The organism is Nonomuraea sp. B19D2 (genome assembly GCF_040137845.1).
In the GTDB taxonomy this organism is placed as follows: domain Bacteria; phylum Actinomycetota; class Actinomycetes; order Streptosporangiales; family Streptosporangiaceae; genus Nonomuraea.
On sequence record NZ_JBEFAK010000037.1, the window covers coordinates 26171 to 47020 of the forward strand.

Consider the following 20850-nt stretch of genomic DNA (forward strand, 5'->3'; position numbering starts at 1 on the left):
CCCTCCCTGGTTACGCTGGAGGCTGCCGCTGTCGGGCCTTACTCGCCGCTCCACTAGATGACTCCGTTCGTCTTCAGTTCAGCCAGCTCGTCCGCGCTCACGCCGAGCTCGCTGTAGATCTCCTGGTTGTGCTCGCCGAGCAGGGGCGGCGTCCGGACGTCCACCGGGGAGTCCGACAGCTGCAGCGGGCTGCCGACGGTCACGAACTCGCCGCGCTCCGGGTGGTCGACCGTGACGACGATGCCCTCCTCGCGCAGGCTCTCGTCCTCGGCCAGCTCCTTGGTGGACAGGATCGGCCCACAGGGGATGTTCTCGGCGTTGAGCCGGTCGAGGACCGTCCACTTGTCGTGGCGGATCGTCCACTCCTCGATGAGCTGGAACAGCTTGTCCAGCTTCGGCAGCCGCGCCTCCGGCGTCGCCCACTCGGGGTCGTCGGCCAGTTCCGGACGGCCGATGATGGTGGAGATCGGCTTCCAGCCGATCGGCTGCACGATGACGTAGATGTAGTCGTTCGGGCCGCCGGGCGCGCAGCGCACCGCCCAGCCGGGCTGGCCGCCGCCGCTGGCGTTGCCCGAGCGGGGCACCTCGTCGCTGAACGTCTTGTTCGGGTACTCGCGCAGCGGGCCGTGCGCCAACCGCTGCTGGTCGCGGAGCTTGACGCGGCACAGGTTCAGCACGGCGTGCTGCATGGCCACCTGCACGCGCTGCCCGCGGCCGGTCTGCTGGCGCTGGTAGAGGGCGGCCAGGATGCCGGCCACCGTGTGGATGCCGGTGCCCGAGTCGCCGATCTGTGCCCCGGTGGCCAGCGGCGGGCCCTCCTCGAAGCCGGTGGTGCTCATCGAGCCGCCCATGGCCTGGGCGATCACCTCGTACGCCTTGAACTTGGCGTACCTGCCGGTGCCGAAGCCCTTGATCGAGGCGTAGATCAGGCGCGGGTTGAGCTCCTGGAGGCGCTCCCAGGTGAAGCCCATGCGGTCGACCGCGCCCGGGCCGAAGTTCTCCACCAGGATGTCGGCGCTCTTCACCAGCTCGGTGAAGATCTCCTTGCCGCGCTCGCTCTTCATGTTGAGGGTGATGCTGCGCTTGTTGCAGTTGAGCATCGTGAAGTAGAGGCTGTCGACGCCCGCCAGGTCGCGGAGCTGCTGCCGGGTGATGTCGCCGGTCGGGGCCTCCAGCTTGACCACGTCCGCGCCCAGCCAGGCGAGCAGCTGGGTGCAGGACGGGCCCGACTGGACATGGGTCATGTCGAGGACGCGGACACCTTCGAGAGCCTTCATGTTGGCGTATCCCCTACTTGTACATGGTCTGGTTCATGGTTCCGGGGGCGTAGACCTCCGGATCCACCCATACGTTGATCAGCGAGGGCTTGCCAGACTCCCTGGCCCGCTCCAGCGCGGGGCGGATCTCGGCCGGGTCGCGCACCTCCTCGCCGTGGCCGCCGAGCAGCTTGGCGAAGTCGCCGTAGCGGATGTCGCCGAGGGTGTTGCCGACGCGGGCGCGGTCCTCGCCGTACTTGGCGGCCTGGCCGTACCTGATCTGGTTCATGGACGAGTTGTTGCCGATGACCCCGATGAACGGCAGGTCGAAGCGGACCATGGTCTCGAAGTCCCACCCGGTCAGGCTGAAGGCGCCGTCACCGAACAGGCAGAGCACCTCCTTGTCGCGCCGCGCCTGCTTGGCGGCCATCGCGAAGGCCATGCCGACGCCGAGCGTGCCGAGCGGGCCCGGGTCCATCCAGTGGCCGGGCGACTTGGGCTGGACGACCTGGCCCGAGAAGGTGACGATGTCGCCGCCGTCGCCGATGTAGATGGTGTCCTCGGTCAGGAACTCGTTGATCTCGTGGACCAGGCGGTACGGGTCGATGGGCTGGGCGTCGGAGAGCTGGCGGGGCAGGCGCTTCTCGTACGCCTGGGTCTCGACCGCGCGCAGCTCGTCCATCCACTCCTTGCGTTTGGCGACCGCGTTCTCGATGCGGCCGCTGGCGGCCTGGGTCGCCGCCGCGAGGATGAGGCCCGCGTCGCCCACGATCCCCAGGTCGATGTCCCGATTTTTCCCGACAGTGCGGTAGTCGAGGTCGATCTGGACCACGGTGGCGGTCGGCGAGAGGCGCTTGCCGTAGCCCATCCTGAAGTCGAACGGGGTGCCGACGATGATGATCAGGTCGGCGTTGGTGAAGGCGTACCTGCGGCTGAGCTGGAAGTGGTGCTGGTCGCCCGGCGGGAGCGTGCCGCGGCCGGAGCCGTTCATGTACGCGGGCACGTTCAGGGCCCGTACGAAGTCGATCGCGGCGTCGGTCGCCCGGCACGTCCACACCTGGCTCCCGAGCAGGATGCACGGCTTCTCGGCGTGCGCCAGCAGGTCCGCCAGCCGCTCGATCGCCTCGGGGTCGCCCTGCTGACGCGTGGAGGCCCGGTAGTGCCCCGGCTTGGGGACGCGGGCCTTCTCCACCGGGACCTTCGCGTCGAGCACGTCACGCGGGATCTCCAGGAACGACGGCCCGGGAGCGCCGTGGTAGCACTCACGGAAGGCCATCGACACGATGTCGGCCACCCGTTCCGTGCTGGGCACCGTGGCGGCGAACTTGGTGATCGGGGTCATCATGTCCACGTGCGGCAGGTCCTGCAGCGAGCCCATCTTGTGCTGGCTCAGCGCTCCCTGGCCGCCGATGAGCAACATGGGGCTCTCCGCGCGGAAGGCGTTGGCCACGCCGGTGACCGCGTCGGTCGTGCCCGGTCCCGCGGTGACCACCGCGCAGCCGGGCTTGCCGGTGATGCGCGCGTACCCGTCCGCCGCGTGCGCGGCTACCTGCTCGTGGCGTACGTCGATGACCTCGATGCCCTCATCGACGCAGCCGTCATAGATATCGATGATGTGGCCGCCGCAGAGCGTGTAGATCACATCCACGCCCTCGGCCTTGAGTGCCTTGGCTACGAGATGACCGCCAGAGATCGTTTCCGACATCATGCCACCTTTCCCGGCGCTGTCTTCCGCATACTGCATACCGTATGACCGCAATGGTTACTCCCTCCCGATCGGCCTGTCTAGCCCCCAGGAGGCAACTCGATCAGCTCGACCTGCTCACCGGCCCACCGCGGGGGGACGACGGCCAGGGCGTCGGCCAGCGCCGCTCCCCACAACGAGCCCGGCCGATCGTGCCCCACCGGCACCGCGCCCCGGCCGGACCTCCTGACCGGGACGAGCCGGGTGTCGTGCGGATGCGCCCGCACCGCCCCGGCCAGCGCCGACGTCTCCGTGCGGGCCGGGGTTCCGGCCAGTTCGCGCAGAATGGGGACGAGCAGCGTGAGGGCCGCACCGAGGGCCGCGAACGGGTTCCCCGGCAGCCCCACGACCAGTGGCCCTTCCGGCAGCCGGGCCAGGAGCTGCGGGTGTCCGGGCCGCACGGCGACGCCGTCGATGAGCACGTCGGCGCCGAGGTCGCCGAGCACGGCCCTGAGGTGGTCGGCGGGGCCCTTGGACGACGCGCCGCACACGACGACCACGTCGACGCCCGCCACCGCCACCGCCTTCGCCTGCGCGGCGAGTGCGGTGCGCAGCGCGTGCTCGCCGTCGGGCAGCCGGTCCGTGCTCGCCACCCGGCCTCCGGCCCACGCCACCAGCCCCGGCAGGAACGGGCCGATGGCGTCGCGCACCCGGCCCGGCGCGGGGAGGCCCTCGTGCACGACCTCGTCGCCCGTCACCAGCACCGCCACGCGCGGCTTCGGGCGTACCAGGAGTTGGTCATGGCCCAGTGCGGCGGCCAGGCCCAGCGCCACCGGGGTCACCACCGCGCCCGCGCCGAGCACCACCGCACCCTCGGCGATGTCCTCGCCGCGCCGCCGGATGTGCCGCCCCGCCTCCACTGCGCCATCCACCCACACCGGCTCCGCCTCCACCCGCGCCCGGGGCACCGCCACCGGCCCGGCAAGCGACACCTCAGCCGCGTGCTCGTAGGGCAGCACCGCCGACGCCCCCGCGGGTGTCGGAGCACCGGTGGCGATCTCCACCGCCTCGCCCGGCCGGAGCTCGGGTCCGTAGCGCGCACCACCGGCCAGCACGCATCCCATCACGCGCCACGGACCGGCGCCGGCCACCGCGTAGCCGTCCATTGCCGCGACGTCCACTCCCGGCACCGCCACCAGCGCCGTCAACGGCGCGGCGAGGCGGCAACCGAGCGCGTCGGACAACGGCGCCAAGACGGGCCCCAGCGGGACCGCGGACGCCGCTGCGAGGGCGCGCGCGGCGGACCAGGTCGTCGCCTCCACCTGCGAAACGGTCATGGGCACGCTCCTTGACCCGCGTTTTTCCATACTGTATACCGAATGCAAATCCGACGCGAGAACGGAGCGCAGCTTTGAAGGTCGCTGTTCTTGGCGCCGGCGCCATCGGCGCATACGTGGGGGCCGCCCTCCACCGGGCGGGAGTCGAGGTGCACCTCATCGCGAGAGGCGAGCACCTTCAGGCGATACGCCGCGCCGGTGTGCGGGTGCTCACCCCCAGGGGCGACTTCACCGCCCACCCCCATGCCACCGACGACCCCGCCGAGGTCGGCCCGGTGGACCACGTCTTCCTGGGCCTCAAGGCGAACAGCTACGCCTCGGCCGGCCCCATGATCAAGCCGCTCCTGCACGAGTCCACGAGCATCATCGCCGCGCAGAACGGCATCCCGTGGTGGTACTTCCACGGGCTCAAGGGCCCCTACGAGGGCTACCGCATCGAGAGTGTCGACCCGGGCGGCGCGGTCACGGCCGCGCTGCCCCTGCACCGCGCCGTCGGCTGCGTCGTGTACGCCGCCACCGAGATCGAGCGGCCCGGCGTGATCCGCCACTTCGAAGGCACCCGCTTCTCCATCGGCGAGCCGGACGGCCGGCTGACCGAGCGGTGCGCCGCCTTCAGCGAGGCCGCGATCGCGGGCGGGCTGAAGTGCCCGGTGGAGCGCGACCTGCGGCGCGACGTCTGGATCAAGCTCATGGGCAACATCGCCTTCAACCCGATCAGCGCGCTGGCCAGGGCGACCATGGCCGGGATCTGCCGCCACGACGGCGCCAGGGAGCTGGTCGTGGCCATGATGCGGGAGTCCGTCGAGGTGGCCAGGAGGGTCGGCTGCGATCCGGGGATCTCGATCGAGCGCCGCCTGCGGGGCGCGGAGAAGGCAGGCGAGCACAAGACCTCCACGCTCCAGGACCTGGAGAAGGGCAAGCCGCTGGAGCTGGACGTGCTGCTGGCGGCGGTGGTCGAGCTGGCCGACCTCACCGGCGCCGAGGTGCCGACGCTGCGCGCGATCCACGCGGTGAGCGACCTGCTCAACGCGAACCTTGTCCGCGCGGGGTAGCACGAATACCGTAGCCTGTATACAGAATGGAGGGATCATGAGCTATGACCGCCTGACCCATCCACTGGTGCGCGAGAACGGCGTGCTGCGCAGAGCGACCTGGGAGGAGGCGCTCGAGCGGGCGGCGGAGGGTTTCCGCCGCAATATCGCCAGGCACGGCCCCGACAGCTTCGCCATGCTGTCGTGCGCCCGCTCCACCAATGAGATGAACTACATCGGGCAGAAGTTCACCCGTGTGGTGATCGGCACCAACAACGTGGACTCCTGCAACCGCACCTGCCACGCGCCGAGCGTGGCCGGGCTGTCGGCGGTGTTCGGCAGCGGTGGCGGCACCTCCTCCTACCAGGAGGTGGAGGACACCGATGTGATCGTGATGTGGGGCTCGGCGGCGCGCAACGCCCATCCCATCTTCTTCCAGCACGTGCTGAAGGGCATTCGCAACGGCGCGCGGATGTTCGCGGTGGACCCGCGCCGCACCGGCACCGCCCAGTGGGCCGACCTGTGGCTGGGGCTCAACGTGGGCACCGACATCCCCCTCGCCCACGCGGTGGCCAGGGAGATCATCCACGCCGGGCTGCACAACGAGGCGTTCATCGAGCGGGCCACGGCCGGGTTCGAGGAGTTCAGGGAGTCGGTCGAGCCGTGGACGCTCACCGCCGCCGAACAGGTCACCGGCGTGCCCGCCGACGCCATCCGCGAGCTGGCCCACGCCTACGCCCGCGCCGACCGCGCCCAGCTGTGCTGGACGCTCGGCATCACCGAGCACCACAACGCGACGGACAACGTACGGGCCCTCATCAACCTGGCTCTGCTCACCGGCCACGTCGGCCGCTACGGCTCGGGCCTGTCGCCGCTGCGCGGCCAGAACAACGTGCAGGGCGGCGGCGACATGGGCGCCATCCCCAACCGCCTGCCCGGCTTCCAGGACATTCTCGACCCGAACATCAGGGCGCGCTTCGAGGGCGCGTGGGGCAGGGAGATCCAGCCCAGGTACGGCCTCAACCTCACCCAGATGCTGGAGGCGATGGCCGAGGGCGAGGTGACCACCTGCTACCTCATCGGTGAGAACCCCGTGCAGTCCGAGGCCGACTCCCTGGCCTGCATCAAGCGCCTGTCCATGCTGGACCACCTGGTCGTGCAGGACATCTTCCTCACCAAGACCGCCCAGATGGCCGACGTCGTGCTGCCCGCCAGCGCCGCCTGGTGCGAGGCGGACGGCACGTTCACCAACAGCGAGCGCCGGGTCCAGCGGGTGCGCAAGGCCGTGGAACCGCCGGGCGAGGCGCGCGACGACATCTGGATCATGTGCGAGATCGCCCGCAGGCTGGGCCACGACTGGCACTACGACGGCGCGGAGGAGGTCTGGAACGAGCTGCGCGCCATGTCGCCCCAGCACAAGGGCATGACGTACCAGCGGCTGGCCGACCTGCAGGGCATCCAGTGGCCCTGCCCGTCGGAGGACTCGCTGGAGCCGCCCTACCTGCACGGCAGGCTGTGGGAGAGCGACCCGGTCAAGCGGGGCGTGCCGGCGCCGTTCGCGGTGCTGCGCCACTCTCCGCCGGTGGACCTGCTGGACGAGGAATATCCGCTGCGGCTGACGACCGGGCGGCGGCTCGACTCGTACAACACGGGCGTGCAGTCCTCCGGGTTCGCCTCTCCCCTGCGCCGCGGCGAGACGGTGGAGCTGTGCCCGGAGGACGCCGAGCGGCTCGGCGTCGTCGCGGGCGAGGAGGTGCGGATCAGCTCGCGGCGCGGGTCGGTGGTCGCGCCGGTGTTCATCGATCCCGCCCTGCGGCCCGGGCTGGTGTTCATGACCTTCCACTTCCCGGACGAGGTGGACACCAATGCCCTGACCATCGAGGCCACCTGCCCGATCGCGGGCACGGCCGAGTTCAAGGCGGCAGCCGTACGCGTCGAGAAGCTCGTTAAGGCCGGGTGATCAGATGGATCTGAGGTTCCGCGGCGCCGAGCCGTCCGAGGAGGAGCGCGCGGCGGTCGACGCCCTGCTCGGACCGCCCGCCACCGCATGGGAGGGCGGCTCGAGGACCGAGACCGACCTGCGGGTGGCCGCCCGCGCCGAGTCGCAGCGCGAGCTGCTGCTGCCCGCCCTGCACGCGGTCAACGACCGGGTCGGGTGGATCAGCGAGGGCGCGCTCGAGTACATCTGCCGCCGCCTCACCGTGCCGCCCGCGGAGGCGTACGGGGTGGCCACGTTCTACTCGTTGTTCTCCATGGAGCCGCGCCCGAAGCGGGTGCTGCACGTCTGCACCGACCTGGCCTGCCAGGCGAAGGGCGCGGAGGACGTGCGCAGGCGGGTCGAGGAGGCGCTCGGCCCGCAGGGCCGGTCGTGGCACGAGAGCCCCTGCCTGGGCCTGTGCGAACGCGCCCCCGCCGCGCTCGCCCTGGAGGCGGGCACACCCCCGAAGGCCCAGGTGTACGCCCCCGCGCACGCCGACACGATCGCCGACACGCCGAGCCCCAACGGCAGCACCCCCAGCCTCGACGTGGCCGGCGACGCCCCGGTGCGGGACGCCGTGCCGCAGGCCGGGCAGGACGGGCTGGTCCTGCTCAGGAGGGTCGGCACGACCGATCCCGGGAGCCTGGACGACTACCGCGCGGCCGGCGGCTACAGCGCGCTCAGGCGGGCGTTCGAGCTGGGCCCCGCCGGGGTGATCCGTGAGGTGCTGGAGTCGGGGCTGGTCGGCAGGGGTGGCGCCGCGTTCCCGACCGGCCGCAAGTGGGACGCCACCGCGCGGCAGCCCGACCACCCGCACTACCTGGTGTGCAACGCCGACGAGAGCGAGCCGGGCACGTTCAAGGACCGGGTCATCATGGAGGGCGACCCGTACGCGCTGGTGGAGGCCATGACGATCGCCGGCTACGCCACCGGCTGCGCCAAGGGCTACCTCTACATCAGGGGCGAGTACCCCCGTGCGACCGCGCGACTCCAGCACGCCATCGCGACCGCCCGCGCCCGGGGGCTGCTCGGCGACGACATCCTGGGCAAGGGGCTGTCGTTCGACATCGAGCTGCGGAGAGGCGCGGGCGCGTACATCTGCGGCGAGGAGACCGCGATCTTCAACTCCATCGAGGGTGAGCGCGGCGAGCCGCGCAGCAAGCCGCCGTTCCCCGTGGAGAAGGGGCTGTTCGGCAAGCCGACCGTGGTCAACAACGTCGAGACGCTGGTCAACGTGCTGCCGATCCTGGAGCGCGGCGCCCAGGCGTACGCGGCGGCCGAGCCCAAGCTGTTCTGCGTCTCGGGCGCGGTCGAGCGGCCCGGCGTGTACGAGCTGACGTTCGGCGCCACCTTGCGCGAACTGGTGGAGCTGGCCGGGACCACCGGCACGACCAGGGCGGTCCTGCTCGGCGGCGCGGCCGGCGCGTTCGTCACCGACCTGGACATCCCGCTCACCTTCGAGGGCACCAGGAACGCGGGGGCCACGCTCGGCTCCGGCGTGGTGCTCGTCATCGACGACACCGTGGACATGAAACGGCTGCTGCTGCGCATCGCGGAGTTCTTCCGCGACGAGTCGTGCGGCCAGTGCGTGCCCTGCCGGGTGGGCACCGTACGGCAGGAGGAGGCCCTGCACCGCCTGTCACGCCGGGTCTCCGACGACGATCTCGTGCTGCTGCGCGAGGTCGGCCAGACCATGCGCGACGCCTCCATCTGCGGCCTGGGACAGACCGCCTGGAACGCCGTCGAATCCGCCATCGACCGCCTGGGGGTGTTCAGATGATCCTGCTCCAGCCGCCCCGGCGGCTCATCGACGTCCAGATCGACGGCGAGGACGTACGTGTGCCGGAGGGCTCGACGATCCTCGACGCCTGCCAGGCGGCGGGGAAGGACGTCCCGACCCTCTGCTACGGCGACACCCTGACCCCGAAGAACGCCTGCCGCGTCTGCGTCGTGGAGGTGGAGGGCGCCAGGACGCTCGCGCCCGCCTGCTCCAGGAAGGCCGAGCCGGGCATGAAGGTCGGCACCGGCACCGAGCGCGCCAGGCAGAGCCGCAAGGTGGTGCTGGAGCTGCTCGGCTCCTCCGTGGACATGTCGACCACCCCTCGTGCCGCCGAGTGGGTCGAGGAGTACGGCGCCGACCCCTCGCGGTTCGGCGACGACGCGGCCACGGTGGAACAGCCCGCCAAGGTGGACAACGACCTCTACGTACGCGACTACAGCAAGTGCATCCTCTGCTACAAGTGCGTGGACGCCTGCGGCGACCAGTGGCAGAACACCTTCGCCATCGGCGTCGCGGGCCGGGGCTTCGACGCGACGATCTCCACGGAGTTCGACGCCCCGCTCACCGACTCGGCCTGCGTCTACTGCGGCAACTGCGTCGAGGTGTGCCCGACGGGCGCGCTGTCGTTCAAGAGCGAGTTCGACATGCGGGCAGAGGGCACCTGGGACGAGTCCAGGCAGACGGAGACCACCACGATCTGCAGCTACTGCGGGGTCGGCTGCAACCTGACCCTGCACGTGCAGGACAACAAGATCGTCAAGGTGACCTCGCCGCACGACAACCCGGTGACCAAGGGCAACCTGTGCGTCAAGGGCCGCTTCGGGTACGGCTATGTCTAGGATCGCGGTCAAGAGGCGGATCCTGCGCGTGCAGGACACGGCCCGCACGCGCCGGATCGACTCGCTGGCGGCCGAGGAGCCGCTGGAGATCCGCCTCGACGGGACGCCGCTGACGGTCACCATGCGCACCCCCGGCGACGACTTCGACCTGGCCGCCGGGTTCCTGGTCAGCGAGGGGGCCGTGGGCTCGGCGGACGACATCGCCACCATCCGCTACTGCGCGGGCGCGACGGTGGACGGCGGGAACACCTACAACGTGCTCGACGTGCGGCTGGCGCCCGGCGTCGAGGCGCCCGCGCCGCGCAACTTCTACACCACGTCCTCCTGCGGCGTCTGCGGCAAGGCGTCGCTGGAGGCGGTGCGCACAGTGGCTCGCTGGAGCGCCGGCGACGACCCGGTCGAGCTGGCGCAGTCAGTCGTCGTCACCCTGCCGGACCGGCTGCGTGCGGCCCAGCGGGTGTTCGACCGCACCGGGGGCCTGCACGCGGCCGGCCTGTTCACGGCCGACGGCGAGCCGCTGTGCGTGCGCGAGGACGTGGGCCGGCACAACGCGGTGGACAAGCTGCTCGGCTGGGCGCTGCGCAACGGCCGGCTCCCGCTGCGGGGCACCGTGCTGATGGTGTCCGGGCGGGCCTCGTTCGAGCTGGTGCAGAAGGCGGTCATGGGCGGGATCCCGGCGCTCGCCGCGGTCTCGGCGCCGTCGTCGCTCGCGGCCGAACTGGCCGCGGAGGAGGGGCTGACGCTCATCGGGTTCCTGCGTGGCGACTCGATGAACGTCTACACGGGCGAGCGGCGCTTGCGCGTCACCTCGGGCGTCGGCAACGGCTCAGCCGGCGCACACCCACCGGGGTGATGGCGGGATGCCGTACGGCGCCACTGGCCCCCAGCCGCCGTCCGGCATCCCGATTTTGACAACCATTTTCATTTTGGCGCATACTGACTCACATGATGTCAGGATTTTCCCGGTCGTACGCTGCCGGTTTGCTGGCCGGAGCCACTCTCCTCACCACTGCCGCCTGCGGCTCGGGCTCCGCTGAGACCGTCTCGGGGGACCGGCCCGAGGTGGTCGCCGCGTTCTACCCGCTCCAGTGGCTGACCGAGCAAGTGGGAGGATCCGACGCGCACGTGAGCGGGCTGACCGCGCCCGGCGTGGAGCCGCACGACCTGGAGCTGGGCATCCAGCAGGTGAGCGAGCTGCAGAAAGCCGCACTCACCGTCTACATCAAGGGCGTCCAGCCGGCCGTGGACGACGCGGTGGACGCGGACAAGAGCTTCGACGCCGCGACGGCCGTCAAGACACTTCCGGCGGGAGCGCACGAAGAGCACGAAGAGGGGGGCGAGGAGGAGCACGGCCACGAGGTCTCCTACGATCCGCACCTCTGGCTCGACCCGTCCCGCCTGGCCACCGTCGCCACCAAGCTCGGCGAGCGCCTGGCCGCCGCCGACCCGGCGCACGCGCAGGGGTACAAGGACCGCGCCGCCAAGACGGCGAGCGCGCTCGGGGCGCTCGACCAGGAGCTCGCCAAGGGCCTGAGCACGTGCAAGACCAAGACGCTGGTCACCGCGCACGAGGCGTTCGGCTACCTGGCGGACCGTTACGGGCTCAAGCAGGTCGGCATCACGCTCGACCCGGAGACCGAGCCGTCGCCCGCGCGCATCTCCGAGGTGGCCAAGCTCGCCAAGTCCGAGGGCGTGACCACGATCTTCACCGAGTCCCTGGTCAGCCCCAAGGTGGCCGAGGTGCTCGCGAACGAGGTCGGCGCCAAGACGGCCGTGCTCGACCCGCTGGAGAGCAAGCCCTCCGGCGACTACCTGTCCGCCATGCGCGATAACCTCAAAACCCTACAAACAGCACTGGGGTGTACGGCATGAGCGAAACGGCCTTCGCAATGACTGACGGCCGGGTCTCCTTCGATGGCAAGCCCGTCCTTCGGGGGATCGACCTGACCGTCTGTCCTGGGGAGGTCGTGGCCCTCCTGGGCGCCAACGGCTCGGGCAAGTCGACGCTGGTCCGCGCGCTGCTCGGCCTCACGCCGCTGTCCGGCGGCTCGACGCTGGTGTACGGCGCCCCGCCCGGCAAGTTCCGCGACTGGTGGCGCATCGGCTACGTGCCGCAGCGGCTGCACGTCGGCGGCGGCGTGCCCGCCACCGTCCGGGAGGTCGTGGCCTCGGGCCGCATCGCCAGGCAGAGCCGGCTCCGCAGGACCAGCCCGGCCGACCGGGCCGCCGTGGCCGACGCGCTGGAGGCGGTCAGGCTGGCCGACCGCGCCGGCGACCCCGTCCAGTCGCTGTCCGGCGGGCAGCAGCAGCGGGTGCTCATCGCCCGGGCGCTGGCCGGGGAGCCGGACACGTACGTGATGGACGAGCCGACGGCGGGCGTGGACGCCGAGACGCAGCAGTTGCTGGCCGATACGCTGGCCGGGCTGGTGCACGACGGCAAGACGGTGGTGCTGGTCGCGCACGAGCTGGGGCCGCTGGAGCCGATCATCACGCGCGGCGTGGTGATCCGCGAGGGCCGCGTCGCGCACGACGGCCGCCCGCCGCGCCCGGAGGGCGAGTGCGCCAGGCCGGGCCACGAGCATCAGCACCCGCACGCGGCCGCTCCGGCGGTGGGACCGCTGGCGGGGTGGCAGGGGGACGTATCATGATCATAGATCTTCTCCAGGAGCAGCTCTTCCAGCTCGCCCTGGTCGCCGCGCTGCTGGTGGGCCTGTGCGCGCCCGCCGTGGGGACGTTCATCGTGCAGCGCAGGCTGGCGCTGCTGGGCGACGGCATCGGCCACGTGGCGCTCACCGGCGTGGCCCTGGGCTTCCTGACGGGCACTGCGCCCGTGCTCACGGCCGTGATCGTCGCGGTGGTCGGGGCGGTGGCCATCGAGCTGGTCAGGGCCCGCGGGCGGACGAGCGGCGACGTGGCGCTCGCGCTGCTGTTCTACGGCGGGATCGCGGGCGGTGTCATGCTCATGGGCATCGCGCCCGGCGGCAGCAACGCCAAGCTGAACTCGTACCTGTTCGGCGCCATCGCCAGCGTGACGCCCCAGGACATCTGGGTCATCGCCGCGCTGGCCGTCGCCGTGATCGCGGTGGTCGTGATCTTCGGCAGGGAGCTGTTCGTGCTCTGCCAGGACGAGGAGATGGCCAGGGCGAGCGGCCTGCCGGTGCGCTTCCTCAGCCTGCTGATCGCGGTCACGGCCGCGCTGACCGTGGTGATCGCCATGCGCGTGGTCGGCCTGCTGCTGGTGAGCGCGCTGATGGTGATCCCGGTGGCCACGAGCCAGCAGCTCACGCGGGGGTTCCGCACCACGATGGGGCTGGCCATGCTGTTCGGGGTGCTCGCCTCGGTGGGCGGCCTGCTGGCCTCCACCTACTCGGCGAAGGTGCCTCCGGGGGCCGCGATCGTGCTTCTTGCTCTCGCCGGCTTCGTCCTGGCGCTCGGGATCGGTAGATTCGTACGGCGAGGCCGTACCCAGGAGTCGACAGTGAACGAGCGAGCGAAGATGCGCGTGGAGGAGGCCGCATGACGACGAGGCGCGATGCCGTGCACGACACCCTCCGCAAGAGCGAGGGCTTCCGCAGCGCGCAGGACGTCTATGCGGAGATGCGTCTGCACGGCGCCAAGATAGGCCTGACCACCGTCTACCGCGCCCTGCAGGCGCTGGCCGACGGCGGGCAGGTCGACGTGCTACGCACGGACGAGGGCGAGTCGGTCTACCGCGCGTGCGCCAGCGAGGTCCATCACCACCACCTGGTCTGCCGTCGCTGCGGCCACACGGTGGAGGTGGCCGGTCCCGCGGTCGAGCGGTGGGCGGAGGCCGTGGGGAGCGAGCACGGCTTCACCGAGATCACCCACACGGTGGAGGTCTTCGGCACCTGTGCGTCCTGCTCCTCGGCCCCGGCCAAGGTGGGCTGAGCCCGCTTCACGCGACCTTCGACAGCTCCTCGTCGTGGACTTCGCGGGCCCGGGAACGGCTGACGGAGCCGTACAGAACGCCAAGGACGATCACCAGGCACCCGGCGAGCTGCAGGACGGACGGCCGCTCGCCGAGCGCCACCGACGACAGCGCCACGGTCGTCATGGGCTGGATCAGCAGCAGCAGCGCGGTGAGCGCGGCGGGCTGGCGCGGCAGTGAGAACGTGATCAGCGACCAGCCCAGCACCTGCGGCCCCAGCGCGAGCAGCAGCAGCCACCCGTGCGCCGGCCAGCTGGGCACGAAGTCGGCGCCCCCGAACAGCGGGCTGAGCGCGGCGATGGCCACGGTGGCGACCACGGTCGCGTGTGCCAGCGGCCCCGCCGCCCGCGCGGGTCCGGCCTTCATCAGCAGCAGAAACGCCGCATAGGAAACAGACGTGGCAATCCCCGCCCACACCCCCATGACCGGATCGCTCCCGTAGGCGCCGCTGTCGAATATCCCGGAGATGAGCACCACCCCGGCGAACACCACCGGCGTGGCGATCATCAACCGCGTGGACGGCCGCTCCCGGAACACCGCCCACGCCGCGAAGGCCACGATGAACACCTGCAGGTTCCCCAGCACGGTGGCCAGTCCCGCGCCCACGTATTCGATCGCGTGGTGCCAGAAGAGCAGGTCGAGCGCGAACACCACCCCTGCGAGCCAGGCGAGCACGAGCCCCTTGACGGGCAGCGGCCCGAGCCGGCGCCGTTCCAGCCAGGCCAGCACGAGCATGGGCGGCACGGCGTACGCACAGCGGAACAGTGCGGACGTGGCAGGCGATACACCTGAGAGCCGCACCAAGGGGCCGGAGGTGGAAATGATCAGTGCACCCGCGATCGCGATCAGCACGATACGGCGATGTGCACTCATGGTGACCCCCGGACGTCCATGTAGGAGATACAGTGCGACAACGCTAGAACCCGGCGCGGACAGGAGTCAACATGCCGTTTGGCCATGACATGGTGCATTCTTTGGCCACTGTTGTCGAGCTGGTCAACACCTCACCGTCAACAGGCGGCGACGAGGGCTTGCCCGGCCTGGCCGAATTGCAGGCATTCGTGGAGTCCCGCCAGATCAGCGGCGTCACCAAGCTGACACCCCGCGACCTTGGCCAGGTGCGGATGGTACGCGAGGCGTTCCACCGTGTCTTCACCGCCCCGGACCAGCCCACGGCGGTCCGCACGCTGAACGCCCTGCTGTCGGAGACCCGGATCACGCCCCGCATGACCGAGCACGACGGCCACCCGCTCCACATGCACTATTTCGCCGCCGACGCGACGTTGGCCGAGCACGTGGCGGCCGACTGCGGGGTGGCCCTGGCCCATTTGCTGGTGGAGGGCGAGGTCGAGCGTCTGCGCACCTGCTCGGCCCCCGACTGCGACCGTGTATTCGTCGACGAGTCCCGCAACCGGTCCCGGGTGTACTGCGACAGCCGGACGTGCGGCAACCGCATGCACGTGGCCGCCTACCGCGCCCGGCGCCGCGCCTAGCGCGCGGGGCCCCCGGCGTTCAGCTCCTGGTGCCGAAGTACGCGGAGTATGTGCTCGGAGACAGCATGATCAAGATCTGGCAGACGCCGGACTCGTCGCGGATGCGGAACACGACCACGATCTCCGGATAGATCGCCTCGATGCCGAGGCCGGAGAAATAGTAGTCACTGTCGAACACCACGCGATACAGCCCGCGGGACAGCCTCGACTCGGCCCACTTGCTGACGTTTCCGTCGCCGTCGGTCTCAGCTCTCCCGATGTCGTCCCACAAGCCGTCAACCGACTGCTCCAAACGCACTCGCAGGCCCGACGCCGGCCGGCCGTACACTCCGTCGAGCACCTGCGCAGAGATATTCATGTCTTCACCATTCCGACGCTTTCTATCCTTGCGCCTTCCAGCTGCTATTCGCCTGCCTGGCCAGCGCGGCGTGCGGCTGTGCGGAGACGTCCGGAGCATGATCCACACCGGGGCCGTCCCGCGGATCCGGGGATCGTTCCCGCCCGGTCGCCTCGCGCGCCAGGGCCCGACGCCGTTCTTGATCGCGTCCTGGTGCGAGCCGGAGACCGGGGCACACGCGAGATCTCTGCCCGCGAGAGTGGCGCCGATGCACCGCTAATTCGACGGCACGCCGGATTTAGCGGATGTCGGAGACGCATTACCAAGGTCAAGTCCGAGTGTCAACAAGACCGGCGTAAGAGTGATCTGGCACACGTTGCCGGCCGGTTCACCGTTGCCGAACAGGAGCCCTTCTTACCCGGCCCGGTAGGGGCCGCTCCACCGGCACCGCGCCAGTGCCGCGGTCGTTGTGCGGATGGACCGGCAGGCGCCTTCTCAGCGGCTTGCGGACCGTCCATTAGATCCGGCCCGCCTAGACGCAGGGCATGGCGCGCTCCACCGCGGCCGGGAAGCTGAGAACCATTTCCCTCCCGGCTCGCGGTCTAACACGTCGCGCAACCACGCGCAAACCTCACGTAACAAGTCAGGCGTCGTGTCGTGGAACAGCTCCGATGAATACTGCATGCCGAGTTCGGGGCCTCGCGGTTATCGTCTGGCCGGCTCGATAACCATGCGCGTTTGAGCTATGACGAGCCCTTTGCGCAGGCATCGGGCAGTTAGCGCACTATGCGGCTGAACAGGGGAAACGTCGCATTACCTCGGTCAATCACGGCGCATGGCGGGACGGCGGGGCTCCGCTCGTGCGTTCGATCAGCTCTTCACCGTCCGCACCGGCACGTTGATCGTGGCGTGGCCGGACACGGGACGCTCTCCGGCGAGCCCGCACACGAACACGCACTCGCCCCGACCGGCCTCCGGAAAATGGGCTTCGATTTCCTCGAGAACCATCGCCGGCGGCCGGCCGGGCACTCCCCGGTTTTCGCGCGGGCGGCACGGGAGAAAACAGCGCCTATTCTCGCCGGAAAGTCGGTCCTGAGCCGGTGGGAAATCCTGGCGATAACGCTATCCCGGCGAGCGCGGCCGGAACACCGAAGCGGCTCGCTCATGACGGCCGGCGGTTGCCGTCATAATCTACGTGGCCGCATTTCGCACAACTCGCCCGGACGATATATGCGGCGATTCAACCCGGGATCCGCATGGTGAGGTTCGCAGTCAAGGACGCGCGCAACTCCGGAGATATACCGGCAATATAATCGGTCAGCGCAATGCTGGAGCACCGGCCGGACAGCCTTCCCTTTCCTCCCGCTTCGTGGTAACGGCGACGCCCCGGGGGCGGCCCGGGAGCCCATGCGGGGGTAACGCGAGGTCGCCGGACAGGCGGGGCCCTATTCATCGGCAGCCGACCGGTCCACCCCACTCTATCTCTGTCCTGACCTGGGAGGATGCCGCCCGAGAAGGGAACGGATAATGAATGGATGGAGGGCGCTCATAGCTTCGGATCAACAGGCAGCCCGCCGGGCGGCGGCAGGCGCCCCAATTGTTAACGCGAGGTAAAACATGATGTGGCGTCGTATCTCGAAAAGCATCATCGCGCTCGCTCTGTCCGCGGCCCTCTCCGCGGGAATCCTTTGGGCCGGCGCGCTTCCCGCCGGCGCCTCGGTCGCACTGTCGGCAAATCCAGGCTCCGTGCACGGGGATGGCACGCCCTGGGACTGACCCGGCGCTCCCCGGCACAAGCCCTAGCGGCCGCCCCTTGGTCTGACCTTCTCGTCAGGCCGAAGACATAGGGGCGGCCGTTTTCTCTTTCACGTGTGCACACAGGTTCAGGACAATGGAGTACCGCTGCGGCATGAGAGGCGACCTCGTCGCGAACAGATCGCGAAGAAATAGATTTTATCTGGCTTCCAAATGCACCGCGCTGTACACTCCGCGAGTAAGGGGCAATCCATCGAGCCTCTATCGCAGCCGGTCAGGGGGCCTATCCTGCGCGGATGGCGGTGATGGGCGTACCAGTGATGTCGGCTGCTCGTACGCCATCACCGGGCTGAACGGGAGACACGGGGTGGAGATTCGGATCCTCGGCCCTTTGGAAATCACGATTGAGGGAAAGCGGCTGGACCTCGGCAGCCCTCGGCAGCAGACCGTTCTCGCCGTGCTCCTGCTCGAGGCGGGGCGCGTCGTCTCGGTCCGCCGGCTCATGGAAGCGATCTACGGCGACGACCCGCCGGCCACGTCGCGGGCGCAGATCCAGATCTGCATCTCGTCCCTCCGGCGCTTGTTCGCGTCGTACGGGTACCCCCACATCATCACCACCGAGTCGCAGGGATACATCTTCCGCTGCGACGACCACCAGATCGACGCCCAGCGATTCCGCCGGCTCACCGTAGAAGCACGGCGCGCGCGTGACGCCGGGCAGCTCGACAACGCCGTACGCGGCTACCGCGAGGCGCTCACCCTGTGCACCGGGCCGCTGGAGGGCATCGAGAGCCGACTGGTCCGCTCGGCGGTGACCAGGTTCACCGAGCGGCAGATCACCGTCAACGAGGAATGCATCGAGCTCGAACTCGAGCTCGGCCGGCATCGCGAGCTGGTGGCCGAGATCACCGAGCTCGTCGAGCGACACCCCCTCCGGGAACGGTTACGCGGCCAGCTCATGACCGCGCTGTACCGCTCCGGGCGGCAGGCCGAGGCGTTACGGGTCTACCAGCACACACGAGAGACCATGATCGAGGAGTTGGGCCTGGAGCCCAATGAGGAGCTCCGCCAGTTGCACCAGGCGATCCTCACCTCGCACGAGAGCCTCAACGCCCCGGCCCCGCCCGCACCCGCACGTGAATCCCCGCCCGCCGTCCCCTCGGGCATGCCGCGATTATTACCCAGCGACATCGCCGACTTCACCGGCCGCCGGCAGCAGGTGGAGACGATACGACGGCTGCTGACCTCGGACCACTCCCAGCTCGCCGTACCGGTCGTGGTCATCTACGGCAAGCCAGGAGTGGGCAAGTCCGCCATCGCCGTGCACACCTCGCACGCCATCGCCGACAGGTTCCCCGACGGCCAGCTCTTCGCCGACCTGCACGGCGCCGCATCGCCCACGGTCCATCCCAAGCAGGTGCTCGAACGCTTCCTCCGCGCGCTCGGGCTGCCGGGCACGGAGATACCCGACGGCCTGGAAGAGCGGGCCGAGGTCTACCGCACCATGCTGTCCAACCGGCGCATGCTGATCGTGCTCGACGACGCCGGCAGCGAGAGCCAGGTCCTCCCGCTGGTGCCGGGCTACCCGGACTGCGCCGTCGTGGTCACCAGCCGCAGCCGCCTGGTGGGACTCCCCGGCGCCATGTCCGTCGAGATCGAGACGTTCGAGTCGCAACAGTCGATCAACCTGCTCAAGCGCATCGCCGGCAGTGACCGCATCCAGTCCGATCCGGAGCCCGCCGCAGCCCTGGCGCAGCTCTGCGGCCACCTCCCGCTGGCCCTGCGCATCGCCGGCGCCCGGCTCGCCGCCCGCCCCAACTGGACCATCGGCCACCTGGTGGAGCGGCTCGCCGACGAGGCACGGCGGCTGGACGAGCTCAGGTACGGCGAAATGGGGATCCGGGCCAGCCTTGCCCTGACGTACGAGAGCATGAGCGAACCGGCCCGCCGCCTGCTCCGGCGGCTGGCCATCCTCGACTTCACCCACTACTCCGGCTGGACCGCGGCCGCACTGCTCAACGCGCCGCTCAGCGAGGCCGAGGACCTGCTCGACGACCTGTCCGACGCCCAGTTGATCAAGATGTCCGGCGCGGAGGACGGGCACGCCCAGTATCACCTGCACGAGCTGACCCGGGTGTTCGCGCGGGAGCGGGTGGTGGCGGAAGAGTCCGCGGTGGAGCGCAAGAACGAGCTGACCCGGGTGCTCAGCGCCCTGCTCGCCCTCGCCCAGCAGGCGCACAGCCTGGAGTACGGCGGCGACTACGTCAAGGTGCGCGGCGCCGCGCCGTCCTGGCCGGCCCCGCCCGAGCAGATGGAAACGATCATCGGGGTCCCGATGCAGTGGTTCGAGCGCGAACGCGCGACGCTGGTGGCCGCGATCCGGCAGGCCGCCCGCGCCGGGCTCGTCGAGCTGTGCTGGGACCTGGCGATCACCTCGGTGACGCTGTTCGAGGCGCGCATCTACTACGACGACTGGCGGCAGACCCACGAGGTCGCCCTGGAGGCCGCCCGCCGGGCCGGGGACGTACGCGGCCAGGCGACGATGCTCTACTCGCTCGGCTCGCTGCACAGCGCCGAGCAGCGCTTCGACGACGCCCGGCGCGACTTCGAGTCGGCCGCCGAGATGTTCAGGACCGAGGGGAACGACCAGGGAGAGGCGCTGGCCATCCGCGACCTCGCGTTCCTGGACCGGATGTACGGCCGGCTCACCGACGCCGAGACCGGTTACCGCCGGGCGCTGAAGATCTTTCACGCCAACGGGGACCTGGCCGCCGCCGCGTTCGTCCTGCACAGCCTGGCCAGGACGCGGCTGGAGCTACGCGACCCCGCCGAGGCCAAGCGGCTGCTCGACGAGTCGCTCCGACTCAGCCGCACCGCCGGGAGCAAGCGGGTCGAGGCACAGGTGCTGTGCTGGCTCGGTGACGCCCACATTCACGCGGGCGAGCTCTCCTGCGCCGTCGACGTGCTCCAGTCGTCGCTGACGATGGTGCGGGCGATGGACGATGCCATCGGAGAGGCGTACGCGCTGCACCAGCTGGCGCTCGCGCGGCTGCGCCGCGGCGAGTTCTCCGAGGCGGCCACCGCGCTCGACCGGTGCATCGATCTGGCGGGCAGCGCCCGGTCCCGGCTGGCCGAGGTCAAGGGGTTCACCGGGCAGGGCGAGCTCGCCTCCGCCCGTGGGGAGCCGGACAAGGCCGTCCACTATCTGGACCAGGCGCTGGCGCTCTGCCGGAAGATCCACGCTCCGCTGTACGAGGTCCGGGTGCTCACCCAGCTCAGCGGGGCCCACGCCGCCACTGGAGATCAGGCGACGGCGGAGCAGGCCGTTGCGGAGGCGTTGTCGCTGGCCGCGGAGATGGATCCGGTGGTCGTGGAGCAGGTGCGCGCCGACCTGGGCTGCTGAGCGCCGCG

16 protein-coding genes are annotated in these 20850 nt (G+C 70.3%); 11 read left to right on the forward strand and 5 right to left on the reverse strand.

Annotation, left to right across the window (positions count from 1 at the left end):
- Window positions 1-53 precede the first annotated feature (53 nt).
- From frc to ABN273_RS43690, 3 genes are all read right to left on the reverse strand, one after another.
- Window positions 54-1277: a formyl-CoA transferase gene (gene frc / locus ABN273_RS43680; protein WP_349455452.1), complete on the reverse strand. Its 1224-nt coding sequence runs from the start codon at window positions 1275-1277 to the stop codon at window positions 54-56.
- A gap of 13 nt (window positions 1278-1290) precedes the next feature.
- A complete protein-coding gene (locus ABN273_RS43685) occupies window positions 1291-2964 on the reverse strand; it encodes a thiamine pyrophosphate-binding protein (RefSeq protein WP_349455453.1) in 1674 nt (557 codons plus the stop codon).
- A gap of 77 nt (window positions 2965-3041) precedes the next feature.
- Window positions 3042-4277, reverse strand: coding sequence for a molybdopterin molybdotransferase MoeA (locus tag ABN273_RS43690; RefSeq protein ID WP_349455454.1), 1236 nt, complete (start codon window positions 4275-4277; stop codon window positions 3042-3044).
- Window positions 4278-4351: 74 nt separating this feature from the next.
- Here ABN273_RS43690 and ABN273_RS43695 point away from each other — a divergent pair, with 74 nt between their 5' ends.
- The 9 genes from ABN273_RS43695 to ABN273_RS43735 all read left to right on the forward strand — a co-directional run bounded on the left by ABN273_RS43695 (window position 4352) and on the right by ABN273_RS43735 (window position 13814).
- Window positions 4352-5329: a 2-dehydropantoate 2-reductase gene (locus tag ABN273_RS43695; RefSeq protein WP_349455455.1), complete on the forward strand. Its 978-nt coding sequence runs from the start codon at window positions 4352-4354 to the stop codon at window positions 5327-5329.
- Window positions 5330-5366: 37 nt separating this feature from the next.
- Window positions 5367-7268 carry a molybdopterin oxidoreductase family protein gene (locus ABN273_RS43700; protein WP_349455456.1) on the forward strand — a complete coding sequence of 634 codons (1902 nt, stop codon included), beginning with the start codon at window positions 5367-5369 and terminating at the stop codon, window positions 7266-7268.
- A gap of 4 nt (window positions 7269-7272) precedes the next feature.
- Window positions 7273-9066: an NAD(P)H-dependent oxidoreductase subunit E gene (locus ABN273_RS43705; RefSeq protein WP_349455457.1), complete on the forward strand. Its 1794-nt coding sequence runs from the start codon at window positions 7273-7275 to the stop codon at window positions 9064-9066.
- Window positions 9063-9905: a 2Fe-2S iron-sulfur cluster-binding protein gene (locus tag ABN273_RS43710; protein ID WP_349455459.1), complete on the forward strand. Its 843-nt coding sequence runs from the start codon at window positions 9063-9065 to the stop codon at window positions 9903-9905. The genes ABN273_RS43705 and ABN273_RS43710 overlap by 4 nt, the downstream gene beginning before the upstream one ends.
- Window positions 9898-10758, forward strand: a complete 861-nt coding sequence (fdhD, locus tag ABN273_RS43715) for a formate dehydrogenase accessory sulfurtransferase FdhD (RefSeq protein ID WP_349455460.1) — start codon at window positions 9898-9900, stop codon at window positions 10756-10758. The genes ABN273_RS43710 and fdhD overlap by 8 nt, the downstream gene beginning before the upstream one ends.
- Before the next feature lie 92 nt (window positions 10759-10850).
- Window positions 10851-11777, forward strand: a complete 927-nt coding sequence (locus ABN273_RS43720) for a metal ABC transporter substrate-binding protein (protein WP_349455461.1) — start codon at window positions 10851-10853, stop codon at window positions 11775-11777.
- Complete coding sequence (locus tag ABN273_RS43725) at window positions 11774-12553, forward strand: metal ABC transporter ATP-binding protein (RefSeq protein WP_349455462.1); 780 nt, start codon at window positions 11774-11776, stop codon at window positions 12551-12553. Before ABN273_RS43720 ends, ABN273_RS43725 begins: the two co-directional genes overlap by 4 nt.
- A complete protein-coding gene (locus tag ABN273_RS43730) occupies window positions 12553-13425 on the forward strand; it encodes a metal ABC transporter permease (protein ID WP_349455531.1) in 873 nt (290 codons plus the stop codon). Before ABN273_RS43725 ends, ABN273_RS43730 begins: the two co-directional genes overlap by 1 nt.
- Window positions 13422-13814, forward strand: a complete 393-nt coding sequence (locus ABN273_RS43735; protein WP_349455463.1) for a Fur family transcriptional regulator — start codon at window positions 13422-13424, stop codon at window positions 13812-13814. Before ABN273_RS43730 ends, ABN273_RS43735 begins: the two co-directional genes overlap by 4 nt.
- A 7-nt stretch (window positions 13815-13821) precedes the next feature.
- On the opposite strand, the gene ABN273_RS43740 is transcribed toward ABN273_RS43735, so the two are convergent.
- Window positions 13822-14727 carry a DMT family transporter gene (locus ABN273_RS43740; protein ID WP_349455464.1) on the reverse strand — a complete coding sequence of 302 codons (906 nt, stop codon included), beginning with the start codon at window positions 14725-14727 and terminating at the stop codon, window positions 13822-13824.
- Window positions 14728-14819: 92 nt separating this feature from the next.
- Between ABN273_RS43740 and ABN273_RS43745 the strand changes: the two genes are divergently transcribed.
- Window positions 14820-15347 carry a CGNR zinc finger domain-containing protein gene (locus ABN273_RS43745; RefSeq protein ID WP_349455532.1) on the forward strand — a complete coding sequence of 176 codons (528 nt, stop codon included), beginning with the start codon at window positions 14820-14822 and terminating at the stop codon, window positions 15345-15347.
- Window positions 15348-15366: 19 nt separating this feature from the next.
- On the opposite strand, the gene ABN273_RS43750 is transcribed toward ABN273_RS43745, so the two are convergent.
- Window positions 15367-15705 carry a hydroxyisourate hydrolase gene (locus tag ABN273_RS43750; protein WP_349455465.1) on the reverse strand — a complete coding sequence of 113 codons (339 nt, stop codon included), beginning with the start codon at window positions 15703-15705 and terminating at the stop codon, window positions 15367-15369.
- 2125 nt (window positions 15706-17830) lie between these two features.
- On the opposite strand from ABN273_RS43750, the gene ABN273_RS43755 reads away from it, so the two are divergent.
- Window positions 17831-20842, forward strand: coding sequence for an AfsR/SARP family transcriptional regulator (locus tag ABN273_RS43755; protein WP_349455466.1), 3012 nt, complete (start codon window positions 17831-17833; stop codon window positions 20840-20842).
- Window positions 20843-20850 lie beyond the last annotated feature (8 nt).

Excerpts from the sequence above, each read along its gene's own strand:
- frc (WP_349455452.1), bottom strand. The coding sequence starts at position 1,277 with ATGAAGGCTCTCGAAGGTGTCCGCGTCCTCGACATGACCCATGTCCAG.
- ABN273_RS43685 (WP_349455453.1), bottom strand. The coding sequence starts at position 2,964 with ATGATGTCGGAAACGATCTCTGGCGGTCATCTCGTAGCCAAGGCACTC.
- ABN273_RS43690 (WP_349455454.1), bottom strand. The coding sequence starts at position 4,277 with ATGACCGTTTCGCAGGTGGAGGCGACGACCTGGTCCGCCGCGCGCGCC.
- ABN273_RS43700 (WP_349455456.1), top strand. The coding sequence starts at position 5,367 with ATGAGCTATGACCGCCTGACCCATCCACTGGTGCGCGAGAACGGCGTG.
- ABN273_RS43705 (WP_349455457.1), top strand. The coding sequence starts at position 7,273 with ATGGATCTGAGGTTCCGCGGCGCCGAGCCGTCCGAGGAGGAGCGCGCG.
- ABN273_RS43710 (WP_349455459.1), top strand. The coding sequence starts at position 9,063 with ATGATCCTGCTCCAGCCGCCCCGGCGGCTCATCGACGTCCAGATCGAC.
- fdhD (WP_349455460.1), top strand. The coding sequence starts at position 9,898 with ATGTCTAGGATCGCGGTCAAGAGGCGGATCCTGCGCGTGCAGGACACG.
- ABN273_RS43720 (WP_349455461.1), top strand. The coding sequence starts at position 10,851 with ATGATGTCAGGATTTTCCCGGTCGTACGCTGCCGGTTTGCTGGCCGGA.
- ABN273_RS43725 (WP_349455462.1), top strand. The coding sequence starts at position 11,774 with ATGAGCGAAACGGCCTTCGCAATGACTGACGGCCGGGTCTCCTTCGAT.
- ABN273_RS43735 (WP_349455463.1), top strand. The coding sequence starts at position 13,422 with ATGACGACGAGGCGCGATGCCGTGCACGACACCCTCCGCAAGAGCGAG.
- ABN273_RS43740 (WP_349455464.1), bottom strand. The coding sequence starts at position 14,727 with ATGAGTGCACATCGCCGTATCGTGCTGATCGCGATCGCGGGTGCACTG.
- ABN273_RS43750 (WP_349455465.1), bottom strand. The coding sequence starts at position 15,705 with ATGAATATCTCTGCGCAGGTGCTCGACGGAGTGTACGGCCGGCCGGCG.